Source organism: Solwaraspora sp. WMMD791, assembly GCF_029581195.1.
Lineage (GTDB): Bacteria > Actinomycetota > Actinomycetes > Mycobacteriales > Micromonosporaceae > Micromonospora_E.
This window is the reverse complement of sequence record NZ_CP120737.1, coordinates 522,013-535,098: the sequence shown is the minus strand read 5'-3', so window position 1 is coordinate 535,098 and position 13,086 is coordinate 522,013. Positions and strand designations below refer to the sequence as shown.

Here is a 13,086-nt window from a genome sequence, read left to right as displayed (position 1 = left end):
GGGTCATGACCGGGGCACCACCCGGGCTGCGGTCAGCTCAGGTGGGTGTCGAACCAGCCGGCGGCCTCGTCGGCGACCCGGTCCAACGTGCCCGGCTCGGCGAACAGGTGGCCGGCACCGGGCACCAGCCGCAGGTCGTACGGTGCCCGCAGCGCCGTCGCCGCCGTCGCGTTGAGCTGAGCGACCTGCGGGTCGAGTTCCCCGACGAGCAGCAGGGTCGGTGCCCGTACCTCGGCCAGATGGTCTCCGGCCAGGTCGGGCCGCCCGCCCCGGGACACCACGGCACCGATCTGGTCGGGCCGGGCGGCGGCGGCGCACAGGGCAGCTGCCGCACCGGTGCTGGCGCCGAAGAGCCCGACCGGCAGGCCGTGCAGCTCCGGCTGCTCGACGGCCCAGTCGACGACCGCGGTCAGCCGCCGGCTCAGCAGGGCGATGTCGAAACGCAGCTGCGCGGTGGTCGCGTCGACCTGCTCCTCCTCCTTGGTCAGCAGGTCCGCCAGAACGGTCGCGAGACCGGCGGCGTGCAGCCGGCCGGCCACCGCGCGGTTGCGTGGGCTGAGTCGGGAACTTCCGCTGCCATGGGCGAACAGCACCACCGCGCGGGTCCGGGTGGGCAGCACCACGTCCGCGTCGAGGACGACGTCGGCGGCGGGTACGCGTACCACGGTTGCCTGATCCACCCGGCTCGCGTACCCGCTGGGCGGGCGGTCATGCCTGCGGGGGCGCTGCCGCGTCCGGTGGGTTCCGGACGGCCGGTGTGGCTCAGGTGTGCCGGTACGGCTCAGCTGTGCTCCAGCTGGTCGGCGGGGTACTCGGCGTACCACCGGGCCAGCCGCCGGACCAGGGGCGTCCCGGCGATCGGTGCCCCGTCGACCGTCGCCACCGCCCGGACGCCGACCGAGGCGTTGGTGACGAAGACGCCATCGGCGCGGGCCAGGTCCGCCAGCGTCAGCGGGGCGGTGCGGCATCGCATCCCGGCGGCACCGGCGGCGGCCGACACCAGGCGCATGGTGACGCCGGGCAGGCAGGGGCCGGCCGGCCAGCGGACCTCGCCGTCGACGACGAGCCCCAGGTTCCAGGTGGGTCCTTCCAGAACCTGGCCGTCGGCGACGAACAGCGCGTCGTCGGCGCCGTCGGCGCGGGCGGCGCGGCGCAGCCGGACCGCGCCGAAGAGTCCGGTGTGCTTCACCGCCGGCAGGTCCCGCTGGTACGGGTACGTCCGTAGGCGCAACGGCGGCAGCGGCGTGGCGACGGCGGGACGGGTGGCGATCAGGACACGTGGTCGCGGTCGGGAGTCGACCGGGCCGAGGACGTTCAGCGCCGGGTCGAAGACCGTGACCCGTACGGTGACCGCCGTCGCGGCAGCGCGCCCGACGGCCCGCCGGACGCCCGCGAGTGCCTGGCCGGGGTCCAGCTCGGTGTCGAACACGGCCCGGCAGTCGTCGACCAGCCGGCGCAGGTGCAGTCGCAGGCCACGGACCCGGCCGGACGCCACGGTCATCGTGGTGAAGTGTCCGAAGTTGGCCAGCCCCAACGCGGACAGCTCGTCCGGTGTGGCCGGCCGACCGTCCGACCACACCGGATCAGACAGCGGCCCGGTCACCGGACCGACCTGGTGGCCAACTGGTAGGCGACGAGCAGCGCCTGCGCCTTGAGCATCGTCTCGTCGTACTCGTCGGCCGGGTCGGAGTCGAGCACGACGGCGCCGCCGGTGCCGATGGTGACCGCGTCCCCGGTCAGCACGGCGGTACGGATCACGATGCTGAGGTCGGCGCCGCCGTCGACGCCGAGATAGCCGAGGGCACCGGAGTAGATTCCCCGCGCCTGCTGCTCCAGCCGGTCGATGATCTCCATGGTGCGCAGCTTCGGCGCCCCGGTCATCGATCCGCCGGGGAAGCACGACCGTACGCAGTCGACCGCGCTGGCCGACGGGCGCAGCCGTCCTTCGACGGTGGAGACCAGCTGATGCACGGTGGGATAGGTCTCGGTGGCCAGGAAGCGGGGAACGTGTACCGAGCCGACCTCGCAGACCCGCCCGAGGTCGTTGCGGAGCAGGTCGACGATCATCAGGTTCTCGGCGCGGGTCTTGGCCGAGGTGGTCAACGACCGGCGCAGCTGCTCGTCGTGGCCGGGGTCGCCGCCGCGCGCCGCGGTGCCCTTGACCGGGCTGGCGTCGACCCGACCGTCGGGGCGGATCCGCAGGAACCGTTCCGGGGAGGTACTGGCCACGGCGACCTCGTCGAGGCGCAGGTAGGCGGCGTACGGGGCGGGGTTGATCCGGCGCAGCGTCCGGAAGTACCGCAGTGCATCGGGCACCGGCGGCAACCGCAACTGGTTGGTCAGGCAGATCTCGTAGCTTTCGCCACGGCGCAGCTCGGTCAGGGCCGCCTCGACGTCGGTGAGGTAGCGGCCACGTTCGCGGGCCGGCGTCACCCAGCGCTGCGGATCGGACCCGCTGCCCGGTACCGGCGGCGGGTGGGACGGGACGGCACCCGACGGAAGTCGGCCCGGGCCAGGGTCCGGCGGCGTGAGCTGTCGCAGCCGGGCAGCCGTACCCGCCAACCAGTCCCGGGCGGCGCGGCGGCCGGCGTCGTCGACGCTGAGCGCCACCAGGTAGGTGCGCCGACGCAGGTGGTCGACGGCCACCAACCGGTCGGCGAAGATCCAGACAGCGTCGGGGGTGTCGGCCGGGCGGGCGGTGGTGGGTCCGCAGTCGGCCTTCATCTCGTAGCCCAGGTAGCCGACGTAGCCGCCGGCGAAGTCGAACGGCAGGTCGGCAGCGGGCAGCCGACGCCGGGCCAACCGCTGGTCGAGCAGGTCGAGCAGGCCGCCGGGCTCCTGGCGCGCCGGCCGGCCGGCGCGGTGCACCTCGATCCGGCCGCTACCGACCCGGTAGCGCAGCACCTCGGCCAGTGGCCCGGTGGCGTCGCCGAGGAAGGAGAACCGGGACCGTCCGGCGGCCACGTCGGCACCGTCGAGCCAGTACGCGTAGCGGGCGTCCGCGTACAACTCCAGGAAGGCCGCTTCGGTGTCGATCTCGGCGTCGACGACCGTGACGTCGCGCCGCCAGCGCGGCCCGCCGGTGACCACCCGCCGCGTACCCGGCGGCGGCGCCGGCACCGGTGGCGGTGGCGGTGCCGCCGGCAGGGCCATGGCCAGGAAGTTGGCGATCAGCCGGGCGCCGTGCTCGGTGCCGATCGACTCGGGATGGAACTGCACGCCCCACCGGGGCAACCTCCGGTGCGCCAGCGCCATCACGGTGCCGTCGGCGGCCCAGGCCGTCGCGGCGAGGTCAGCCGGCAACGGCTCGCTGACCTGCAACGAGTGGTACCGGACCGCCGCGAACCCCTGCGGTACGCCGGTGAACAGCCCGTCGCCGGTGTGCCGAATCCGGTCGATCTGGCCGTGCCGGGGCTGACGCTGGTCGACTCGTGCCCCCGCGTGCAACGCGATCGCCTGGTGACCGAGGCAGACGCCGAGCACCGGCAGCTCGGGCCGGCGGTCGAGCAGTTCCCAACCCCAGCCGAGGTCGGTGACCCGGTGGGGTCGGCCGGGGCCGGGTGAGATCACCACGCACTGCGTGTCGAGCCGGTCGACCGCGGCGAGCCGGGGGTCGTCGTTGGCCAGCACGGTCGGCTCGCTGCCGGCGACCGTCGCGAGCAGCTGGAAGAGGTTGTAGGTGTAGGAGTCGTAGTTGTCGACCAGCAGGATGCGCACCCCGTCACCTCCCCCGCACCTCGGCCACCGTCGGATTGTCCACGATCCGCCACTAGCATGCCCGCTGTGGCCGGTCGTCCGCCGGCACTGCGCCGCTGGGAGGAGATAGCGTCATGGCCTTCGACTCGGTCGACGACCTGCGCCACGCGGTCGGCCGGCGTCTCGGACCGGGGCACTGGATCGAGGTCGACCGGGGCCGGATCGACCGGTTCGCCGCCGCCACCGGCGACCGGTCATGGGCCCACCTCGACGCACCGACGGCCGGTGGGCCCACCGGGGGCGGCATCGCCCACGGATCGCTCGTCCTGTCGTTGCTGCCGGCGCTGGTCGCCGGACGGGTCTCGGTCTCCGGGGCACGGATGTCAGTCAACTACGGGCTCGACCGGGTACGGTTCCCGGCACCGGTACCGGTCGGGTCCCGGGTCCGAGCGTCGGTCGACATCAACGACGTCGCCGAGGTCACCGGCGGCGTCCAGGTGCGTTACCTGGTCACGGTCGAACGTGACGGCGGTGACGAGCCGGTCTGCCTGGCCGAGGCGGTCACCCGCGTCTATTTGTGACCGGCGTCGGTCGGTGGCGGTGTCCGGCGGCGACGCCGGTCTGCCCCGCTCACCGGTCGGTACCCGCCGCGGCGTCGCGGACCAGCCGTTCGACGGTGGCCGGTGCGTACACCCGGGTCCGACCGATCAGAGCGACGACCAGCGGGGCGACGACGGCGACCAGACCGAGGATCGCGGCCTGCTGGGCGTCGGTGAGCGGCAGCCCGAACGCGGTGACGACGGCGAGCACGGCGGTGACGACGGCGGTGACACCGCCGACCGACCACAGCGGCTCGGAACTGTCCGGACGGGGTGTGACAGTCATGGCGACCTCCAGCTCAGGGTGGGTGCCACGGGTGACGCGCCAGCCGGCCCGCCGGTTGACCTGGCGCGTCAGTACGCGGTGAGGCTGAACTGGGCGGTCCGGACGATGCCCGCATGCTGGAACTCGAAGAACAGTTCGTAGCTGCCCGCCGAGGGGACCTGCACGGCGAAGGCCACCACGGAGCTGGGACTGGCCGCCGGTGCCGGGTGCACGTGCAGGTAACCGAGGTCACCGTGACGCAACGCGACGAGGTGGCCGTACGCACCGAGGTATCGCTCCAGGTCGGGTACGGGTGCGCCGTCGTGCCCCAACCAGACCAGTACCTGGCTGGCCTGGCCCGGGCGCAGTCCGCCGTCGAGGGTGACCGTGTAGCCGTCGACGACGACGGTCGCCTCGTCGACCGGGGTGGGCGGGCCGGGTGCCCACTCTCCGGGCACCAGCAGGTCCGTGCCGAGGGTGACCGGTGTGGTCGCGGCGGCGGGCACGAAGTCGGCGATCATCCGGTAGGCGCCGGCGGCGGGCAGGGTCACCGCGACCCGCCAGGTGCCGTCGGCGTCGGGCTCGGGGTGCAGGTGCTGGTATCCGCGCAGATCCCGACCGACCAGCACGAGATGCAGGTCCCGTTCGTGGTTGGTCCGGTATGCGGTGACCGGCGCACCGTCCGGGCCGAGGATCGCGAACGCCAGCTCACCGGGGACGCCGGCGGCGGACGGGGCGGACAGCAGGGTGAGGGCGTAGCCGTCCTGAGTGACGCCGAGTCCGCCGACGTCGTGCCCGGCATGCGGGTCCGTGCCGGTCGCGGCGCGCGACGCCGGCCCGCCGCCGGTGGTGGTCGCCCGACCGGCGACGAAACCGGTGGCGGCGACGAGCACGGTCAGGGTGATCAGCAGGGTGAGCCGGCCGGCGGACCGGGGCCGGGTGGGCTGCGGGCCGGACTCCGCCGACGGGCCGGCCGGGGACTGCGGTGGCGGCGCGCCGACGGACCCTGATGACGCGGCCACGGCGGACCCCGCCGGCGCGGCGGCCGGCGGGGTGGTGTGCCGCAGGGGGGAGACCGCCATCAGGCGGGTACCCGACGGTCGACGGTCGTGGCGCGTACCGCGTCCGATGACGCCGATCCGCTCAGCGTCGACGGCAGGTTCGGCCGCAGAACGAACAGGCCCTGCTCGATGCCGCTGACCACGACGACGCCGCTGGCGAAGTACGGGTAGACGCTCCACGCGCCGTTCATCGACGCGGTGTTGCTCGACGGGTAGATGTCGAAGTAGCCGGCTTCGGTCAGCGTGCCGCTGGCGATGCCGCGCAGGTCGAGGATCCGCAGACCGGCCCGGTAGTTGGCCTGGTAGCTGTAGTTGCCCTTGACGTACTGGTTGTGGTCGGTGGCGGCCGCCGACGAGGTGTAGGTGCCGATGTGCCGGGGCGCGTCCAGGTCGTACAGGTCGAAGACGAACGTCTTCGTCCCTCCTCCGGCGCGGCTCTCGTCGAGCTCGTCGTCGAGGACGAAGTAGCGGTGGTTGTCGGTGAGCCAGCCCTGATGGGTGTACTGCCGACCGGAGTACGCGGCCCGGACGATCTGCCGGGGGCTGGTCTTGTTGGTGACGTCGACGATGGTGACGGTGTCCTCGTTGGAGCTGACGCAGATCTCCCGGCCGGCGTAGGCGCCGTCTGGTCCACGATAGACAACACATTGGGTGTCGTGGGTGTAGCCGTCGGAGCTGACGCAGCCGGCGTACGCGGGCGAGGTCGGGGTCGAGATGTCGACCATGTGCAGACCGCCGCTGCAGGTGTTCGAGCCGACCGCGTACGCGTACCCGGTCTCTTCGTTGATCGCGATGTTGTGCGAGTTGCCGAACCGGCTGTAGTGCGCGTCAGCGGTGAAGGTCTGCGGAGTGGTGCGGTTGCGCAGCCGGGTCAGGTCGAACACCTGCATGCCGTGCCCTCGCACGTCGGCGACGATGAAGGCGTGGTCACGGTGGACCTTGATGTCGCGCCAGATCGCGGTCCGGTTCTGGTAGGCCGGCAGGTTGCCGAGGTACACCGGCGCGGTCGGGTCGGAGATGTCCACGAAGGAGGTCCCGTTGCGGCGCCCGACGATGGCGTACTCCTTGCCGGTCGACGGGTCGGTCCAGCCCCAGATGTCGTTGGCCTGGCTGCCGCCCATCTGGCTCAGCGGCAGGAAGGACAGCAGGTCGACGTTGCGGCAGGGGTACCCGTTGGCCGTGCCGTTGCTGCAGCTCACCTGCGCCATCGCGGCGAGATCCTGGGTCGGCTCCCGCTGGGCCATGAAGGCCACGGCCGACGACCGGCCGGCGGGGGTGTCCGGGTCGTGCGCCACCGAGGCGCCGGGAAGGCCGGCGAGCAACCCGCCGGCCATGGCGAGGGTGATCGCCGCTGTTGTCCATCGGGTACGCATGCAGGGCCTCCCGCTGTCGGGGTGACGACACCCGACGGCCGGGGCACGGCGTCACGACCGACAGCCCAACCCGCACCAAGGCATCGACTCTTGGACATGAGAGTGCATCGTCCGAAGTATCCGGTCAAGAGCAGCGCGATATACCGTTTTGCTCATACCGAACCAACGTTAAGGACGTACCGCGGCCGCTGACGGGCGGCCCGAGCGCGGAACGTCACGGGGTCCAGACCGTACCTCGCGCCTGGTACTCGAGCACCTCCTCGGCGCGCACCGCCAGATCGGCGCCGACCCGGCGCCGGACCAGGTGCAGTGCGAGTTCCAATCCGGAGGTGATCCCGGCCGCGGTCACCAGGTCGCCGTCATCGACCACCCGGGCGTTCTTGACCACTCCCCCTCGGGCGGTCAGCTCCGCCTTGGCACCGTTGTGGGTGGTGCAGGGCCGGCCGCTGGTCAGTCCGGCGGCGGCCAGGATGATCGCTCCGGTGCACAGCGACGAGATGATCAGGCCAGGTCGCCGGGCGTCGGCGAGGGCGCGCGGCAGCACCCCCTGGTTGATCTCCGGCCAGATGCCCGGGCCGTCCGGGCGACGGAAACCGCCACCGGGTACGACGATGACGTCGGCGGACCGAGGGGACCAGCCGTGTTCGACGACGACCCTGGTGCCGAAGGCGGCGGTCACCGTACGCGGCCCGTCGACGTGGACGTACCGGGCCTGGACGGCGCCGCCACTGAGCCCGCCCGCGAGGGAGAACACCTCGTACGGGCCGACGAAATCCTGCTCCTCGGCTCCGTCGAACATCACGACGTGCACCCGCAGCGGGTGCTCCGGCGACGGCGTGTGCCGACGGTCGGCGCCGGCCGGGGCCGCCGCGGACGTCGCCCCCGGCGTGGCGGCGGCCCCGGCGAGCAGTCCGGCGCCGGCGGCGCCCGCCACCGCCAGCAGTTCCCGACGGTCCATCTGCGACCACTCTCCACTGGCTCTCACCGGCTCGTCGTCGGCGGTTGCCGCATCGCTGCCGGGGGCACGACGACCGCCGCACCACCCAGTTGGTCGGCGAAGCGACTACATTGGTTCCCGACGATGTCTAGGAGATCGGCCCGGTCGTGGCCGGGGGCAGCCGGACGGTGAACTCGGTGTGCCCCGGCGCGCTGGTCAGCGCCACGGTGCCGCCGTGCGCGGTCACCACGGCGTGCACGATGGCCAGCCCGAGCCCGGTGCTGCCGGCGGCCCGGGACCGGGACGTGTCCCCTCGCGCGAACCGCTCGAACACGTGCGGCGCCAGTGCGTCCGGAATTCCCGGTCCGGTGTCGACCACCCGCAGCAACACCATGGCCGGGCCGGTGGGGTCGCCCGCCTGGTCCCGCCCGGTGACCGACACGGTGACCGTGGTGCCGTCCGGGGTGTGGGTACGGGCGTTGGCCAGCAGGTTGACCAGCACCTGCTGCAACCGGGCCGGGTCGCCGGTCACGGTGACCGGCTCGGGTGGCAGGTCGAGCTGCCAGTCGTGGGCCGGGCTGGTGACGTGCGCGTCGCTGACCGCGTCGACGACCAGCCTGGTCAGGTCGACCGGCTCGGCGGCCAGTGGCCGGCCGGTGTCCAGCCGGGCCAGCAGCAGCAGGTCCTCCACCAGCAGGGTCATCCGGCTGGCCTCGGACTCGATCCGGCGCAGCACGTGGGCGGTCTCCGGTGGCGGTGCCTCGGCACCGCGACGGCTCAACTCGGCGTATCCCCGGATCGCCGCCAGTGGGGTACGCAGTTCGTGGCTGGCGTCGGCGACGAACTGACGTACCCGGGTCTCACTGGCGTGCCGGACGGCGAGCGCCTGGCCGACGTGCTCCAGCATCCGGTTGAGCGCCGCACCGACCTGCCCGACCTCGGTGTGGGGATCGGTGTCGGCCGGGTCGACCCGGTCCGGCAGCGTCACCTCGCCCCGGTCCAGCCGCAGCCGTGACACGCGGCCGGCGGTGGCCGCCATCCGCGACAGCGGTCGCAACGACCGCCGGACGATGATCATCCCGGTGACGCCGACGAACACCAGGACCAGCGCGGTGACCCCGGCGACGGTGCCGACGACGAGGTAGATGGTGGCCTGCGCGTCGGCCAGCGGCAGTCCGGTCACCAGGACGGCACCGTCGGGCAGTCGTTGCGCGCGCACCCGGTAGTCGCCCCACGGCCCCAACGAGATCGTGCGCGGTGATCCGTCGACCGGCACGTCACGCAGTGCCTGCGCGTATCCGCTCAGGTCCGGTCGGTCCTGGCCCTGCTCGACCAGGATCTCGGCGGCGGTCCGCCCGTCGCAGACGCGTGCGACCAGGGTGCCGATGACCTGGCCGGCGGGGAAGTCGGGGGCGCGGTCCGGGTCGCACCCGGTGGCGCTGTCGGGCTGCTGGGGCGACGGGTAGTTCGTCCCACTGGGCGGAGCGAGCCCGCGCGGCGCCCGACTGGCGGCCGCGCTCAACTGTTCGTCGATGCTGCCGTACACACTGCGACGCAGGGTCACCGCCGTGGTCACCCCGACGATCAGGCAGGCGACCGCGAGCAGCGTCAGCATGGTGACGACCAGCCGGGTCCGCAGCGACCAGCGGCGCGCGGACCACCACCCCCGCCGGCCGGTCGGCGGCGGATCAGCTGCGGCGCGGTCGGTCGGCGGGCCACCGGCCGTCGGGCGGTCAGTCGGCGGGCTTGAGGACATACCCCGCGCCGCGCATGGTGTGGATCATCGGCGCACGGCCGGCGTCGATCTTCTTCCGCAGGTACGAGATGTACAGCTCGACGACGTTGGCCTGGCCACCGAAGTCGTAGTTCCACACCCGGTCGAGAATCTGCGCCTTGCTCAGCACCCGCCGTGGGTTACGCATCAGGTACCGCAGCAGCTCGAACTCGGTAGCGGTCAGCGTGATCGACTCGCCGGCCCGGCGTACCTCGTGGCTGTCCTCGTCGAGGGTGAGGTCACCGACGGCGAGGAGGGCGTCCGGGCGCGATCCCACCCCGGCGGTACGGCGCATCAGCCCGCGCAGCCGCGCGACGACCTCTTCCAGGCTGAACGGTTTGGTGACGTAGTCGTCGCCGCCGGCGGTCAGGCCGGTGATCCGGTCCTCGACGGCGTCCTTGGCGGTGAGGAACAGCACGGGCACCTCGGGGGCGTCGGCGCGCAGTCGTCGCAGCACTTCCAGTCCGTCGATGTCGGGCAGCATGACGTCGAGCACGACGGCGTCGGGGCGGAACTCGCGGGCGGTCCGGACCGCACCGGTGCCGTCACCGGCGGTACGCACCTCCCAGCCCTCGTACCGCAGTGCCATCGACAGCAGCTCGGCCAGGGTCGGCTCGTCGTCGACCACCAGCACCCGGACCGGGCCGCCGTCGGCCCGCCGCAAGGCGGTACGGCCCTGTGCTCTCGCCATCGTCATGGTCCGATCATCCAACTGCCGGCTGTGCCGGTGCTTTCCGATGTCTGTGCATCAGCTGTGTGACCCACGCGACCTGGCCGCAGCCCGGCCTGCCGGTGGGCGGGACCGGCCGAACGCGTCGGTGGTGCCCCAACGGCCGGGGATGTCGAGCAGCTCGATCTGCCCGAGTCCAGGAGGGATGGCCGGGTCCACCACCAGATCGTCGCCGTACGGTTCCAGGCCCAGCAGGGACCGCAGCAGCAGCAGCGGTGCCCCGGCGGACCAGCCCTGTGGGCTGTTGCCGGTCGGGTACCAGACCGGGTGCGCGGTCGAGGCCCGATCGTATCCGGCGAACGCCTCCGGCAGCCGCCCCCCGAAGTATCCGGCGGTGTCCACGATGGCCATTGCGATCCGTCCGGCTTCCGCACGGAAGCCGTACCGTTGCATGCCAGCGGCGATGATCGAATTGTCGTACGGCCAGACCGCGCCGACGTGTACGCCGACCGGATTGAACAGGGCCTCGCGGGTGCCCAGGGTCCGAATTCCCCAACCGGAGAACATCTCCTCGCCCATCAGCCGGTCCACTACCGCGCCGGCCCGGTCCGGATCGAGTATTCCGCTCCACATCAGGTGCCCCTGGTTCGAGGCGAGCGCGTCGACCTGCGCGCCGTCGGCGTCGAGAGCCAGCGCGTAACATTCGCGCCCGGCGATCCAGAAGTCTCGGTTGAAACGTTCCCGCAGCTGGTCGGCCTGCTGGTCCAGCAACTGCGCGTACGCCGGGTCACCCCAGAACTCGCGGGCCAGCCGGGCACCGCGCCGCCGCGCGTCGTAGGCGTACCCCTGCACCTCACAGACCGCGAGCGGACTGCCCGGCAGCCGGCCGTCGGCGTAGCAGATGCCGGGCCGGCTGTCCTTCCAGACCTGGTTGACAGCCTCGAACGGGCTGGTCGGTGGCGGATAGCGGACGTAACCGTCGCCGAGCAGGTCGGCGGACTGGTCGAGCCACTTCAGGGCGGCCCGGGCCTCCCGTTCCAGTTGGTGCACCAGTGCGGCGTCGCCGGTCCAGCGCTCGTACTCGTCGAGCAGGACCACGAACAGCGGGGTCGCGTCGACTGAGCCGTAGTACTGCGAGTGCGGGGTTTCCTCGAAGGCCGCGGTCTCCCCGTACCGGATCTGATGAAGGATCTTGCCAGGTTGCTCGTCGCGGTAGTCGTCGACCTTTGCACCCTGCAGCAGGGCCAGCACCTCCAGGGTGGTGGCGGCGAGTTCCGGTACGAACGGCAGCGTCTGCAGGCAGGTGATCAGCGCCTGCCGGCCGACGAGAGTCATGAACCAGGGCAGCCCGGCGGAGGGCATCCTGCGGCCGGTGGTGAGGTCCGGGTGGCGCAGCGCCGCCAGGTCGAGCAGGCTTCGGCGGTACGTCTGCCCCAGCGGCGCGTGTTCGCAGTTGAGCACCGGCCGCTCGGCCAGGAAATCGTTGAGGTCCTGCTCGTTGCTCTCCTTGGCCGCGCGGATCTGGTGACGGACCTCCCCGCGCAGGTCGGTACCGCTGGGCGTCTCGACCGCGGTTTCCACCCGCAGTTCGGTGGTCCACGAACCGTGTGGCGGTATGCGGACCCGGTAGCAGAGCCCGTCGAGGTCGATGTCGGCTGGTTCGCTGGTCTTGACCACGGTGCCGCGACGGAACCGCTCCCGCTGGTAGAGCAGGAACAGGAAATCGTCTCCGGCGCTCCGGCTCAGCTCCCCCTTCTTGATCAGATCAGGTGTGCCGATTTCGTACAGGTCGGCGAAGTCACTCGCCACATCGATCCGGACGGTGACGTCGACCGGCTCGCGCCGATGGTTGAGCAGGGTGACCTGCTCTCCGAAGCTGAGTCCGACGGTGCGGTGCCGGATGACCGTCATGGTCGAGCTGACGTAGTGCGTCGGCTCTCCGGGCACAAGGAAGTAGCGGGTTTCGAAGTGGCGTAGATCGTCGACGGACAGCGGACTCAGCCGTTGCCCGTCGATGGTGAGCACCCAGCGGGACAGGAACCGGGTGTCGAAGGAGAACAGGCCCACCAGGTCCGACGGGGAGGCGTCCATGTCGCCGGAGCGGTCACTGACGACGAAGCAGACCCCGTCCATCACACTGATCCTTGGCGGTCTCACCGTCCGGCCCTCCCGACTGCCGTCTGGGCGGCGACACCACGCCCGGTCACGGCGCCGCCGGTCGTCGCCCGGTCCGGCCCGGTGTCGCCGGGCGGGCCGGGCAACAACCGCTGGAACAGGACGAAGATCTGCAGCCGGCCGCGGAACGACACCTCGTTGCGCAGTACGGCGGCGGCCGGGTTCGCGCCGGCGACCAGCCGGTCGAATGCCTCCCCTTCGGCACACACGACGCACTCGGCGTCGCGCTCCCGGTCGATCCGCTCCACCTGCAGTTGACTGTCGACGAAGGTGACGTACCAGTGGTCGGTCCGGTCGCCGCGCCGCAGGTCGAATCGGAGCGTCCCGGTCAGGCCTACCGGCAGCAGGTGGGTCCGCTGCTGCGCCGGACCTGAGAAGAAGTCGGCGGTGGGGTCCTCGCTCATCTGACCTCCCGGTGGCGGAAGCTCACAACTGGTCGACGGTCGCACCGGCCGGTGTGAGGACGCATCACCCGGAGGCGGCGATCCCGCTGTTGACCATTCGGTCAACTCTGCTCTAGTGTCTTGACCGGAAGG

At 72.1% G+C, this 13,086-nt stretch carries 12 protein-coding genes; 1 reads left to right on the top strand and 11 read right to left on the bottom strand.

Annotation, left to right across the window (positions count from 1 at the left end):
• Nucleotides 1-32: 32 nt before the first annotated feature.
• The 3 genes from O7623_RS02320 to pabB form a co-directional block, all read right to left on the bottom strand.
• Entirely contained in the window at nt 33-680 is a 648-nt protein-coding gene (locus O7623_RS02320) for an alpha/beta family hydrolase (RefSeq protein ID WP_282226914.1), read from the bottom strand.
• A gap of 101 nt (nt 681-781) precedes the next feature.
• The gene (locus O7623_RS02315) at nt 782-1,603 is read right to left on the bottom strand and encodes an aminotransferase class IV (RefSeq protein WP_282226913.1); all 822 of its coding nucleotides are present in this window, start codon (nt 1,601-1,603) and stop codon (nt 782-784) included.
• Nucleotides 1,600-3,717, bottom strand: a complete 2,118-nt coding sequence (gene pabB / locus O7623_RS02310) for an aminodeoxychorismate synthase component I (RefSeq protein WP_282226912.1) — start codon at nt 3,715-3,717, stop codon at nt 1,600-1,602. The genes O7623_RS02315 and pabB overlap by 4 nt, the downstream gene beginning before the upstream one ends.
• Before the next feature lie 113 nt (nt 3,718-3,830).
• Here pabB and O7623_RS02305 point away from each other — a divergent pair, with 113 nt between their 5' ends.
• A complete protein-coding gene (locus tag O7623_RS02305; RefSeq protein WP_282226911.1) occupies nt 3,831-4,277 on the top strand; it encodes a MaoC family dehydratase in 447 nt (148 codons plus the stop codon).
• A gap of 49 nt (nt 4,278-4,326) precedes the next feature.
• On the opposite strand, the gene O7623_RS02300 is transcribed toward O7623_RS02305, so the two are convergent.
• The 8 genes from O7623_RS02300 to O7623_RS02265 all read right to left on the bottom strand — a co-directional run bounded on the left by O7623_RS02300 (nt 4,327) and on the right by O7623_RS02265 (nt 12,954).
• Nucleotides 4,327-4,581, bottom strand: coding sequence for a hypothetical protein (locus O7623_RS02300; protein ID WP_282226910.1), 255 nt, complete (start codon nt 4,579-4,581; stop codon nt 4,327-4,329).
• A 68-nt stretch (nt 4,582-4,649) separates the two neighbouring features.
• Nucleotides 4,650-5,642, bottom strand: a complete 993-nt coding sequence (locus tag O7623_RS02295; protein WP_282226909.1) for a hypothetical protein — start codon at nt 5,640-5,642, stop codon at nt 4,650-4,652.
• Nucleotides 5,642-6,994, bottom strand: a complete 1,353-nt coding sequence (locus tag O7623_RS02290) for a choice-of-anchor B family protein (protein WP_282226908.1) — start codon at nt 6,992-6,994, stop codon at nt 5,642-5,644. The genes O7623_RS02295 and O7623_RS02290 overlap by 1 nt, the downstream gene beginning before the upstream one ends.
• A gap of 214 nt (nt 6,995-7,208) precedes the next feature.
• Entirely contained in the window at nt 7,209-7,979 is a 771-nt protein-coding gene (locus O7623_RS02285) for a DJ-1/PfpI family protein (protein WP_282226907.1), read from the bottom strand.
• Nucleotides 7,980-8,079: 100 nt separating this feature from the next.
• Nucleotides 8,080-9,546 (bottom strand): HAMP domain-containing sensor histidine kinase, encoded by a 1,467-nt coding sequence (locus O7623_RS02280; RefSeq protein ID WP_282229291.1) that lies wholly within the window; start codon nt 9,544-9,546, stop codon nt 8,080-8,082.
• 118 nt (nt 9,547-9,664) lie between these two features.
• Nucleotides 9,665-10,402 carry a response regulator transcription factor gene (locus tag O7623_RS02275; protein WP_282226906.1) on the bottom strand — a complete coding sequence of 246 codons (738 nt, stop codon included), beginning with the start codon at nt 10,400-10,402 and terminating at the stop codon, nt 9,665-9,667.
• A gap of 51 nt (nt 10,403-10,453) precedes the next feature.
• The gene (locus O7623_RS02270) at nt 10,454-12,508 is read right to left on the bottom strand and encodes a glycogen debranching N-terminal domain-containing protein (RefSeq protein WP_282226905.1); all 2,055 of its coding nucleotides are present in this window, start codon (nt 12,506-12,508) and stop codon (nt 10,454-10,456) included.
• Between the two features lie 20 nt (nt 12,509-12,528).
• Nucleotides 12,529-12,954, bottom strand: a complete 426-nt coding sequence (locus O7623_RS02265) for an SCP2 sterol-binding domain-containing protein (RefSeq protein ID WP_282226904.1) — start codon at nt 12,952-12,954, stop codon at nt 12,529-12,531.
• Between the last annotated feature and the right edge of the window lie 132 nt (nt 12,955-13,086).

What these genes read in the sequence shown, in the direction of transcription:
- O7623_RS02305 (WP_282226911.1), top strand. Translation starts at nt 3,831, where the DNA reads ATGGCCTTCGACTCGGTCGACGACCTGCGCCACGCGGTCGGCCGGCGT.
- O7623_RS02300 (WP_282226910.1), bottom strand. Translation starts at nt 4,581, where the DNA reads ATGACTGTCACACCCCGTCCGGACAGTTCCGAGCCGCTGTGGTCGGTC.
- O7623_RS02295 (WP_282226909.1), bottom strand. Translation starts at nt 5,642, where the DNA reads ATGGCGGTCTCCCCCCTGCGGCACACCACCCCGCCGGCCGCCGCGCCG.
- O7623_RS02290 (WP_282226908.1), bottom strand. Translation starts at nt 6,994, where the DNA reads ATGCGTACCCGATGGACAACAGCGGCGATCACCCTCGCCATGGCCGGC.
- O7623_RS02280 (WP_282229291.1), bottom strand. Translation starts at nt 9,546, where the DNA reads ATGCTGACGCTGCTCGCGGTCGCCTGCCTGATCGTCGGGGTGACCACG.
- O7623_RS02275 (WP_282226906.1), bottom strand. Translation starts at nt 10,402, where the DNA reads ATGACGATGGCGAGAGCACAGGGCCGTACCGCCTTGCGGCGGGCCGAC.
- O7623_RS02270 (WP_282226905.1), bottom strand. Translation starts at nt 12,508, where the DNA reads ATGGACGGGGTCTGCTTCGTCGTCAGTGACCGCTCCGGCGACATGGAC.
- O7623_RS02265 (WP_282226904.1), bottom strand. Translation starts at nt 12,954, where the DNA reads ATGAGCGAGGACCCCACCGCCGACTTCTTCTCAGGTCCGGCGCAGCAG.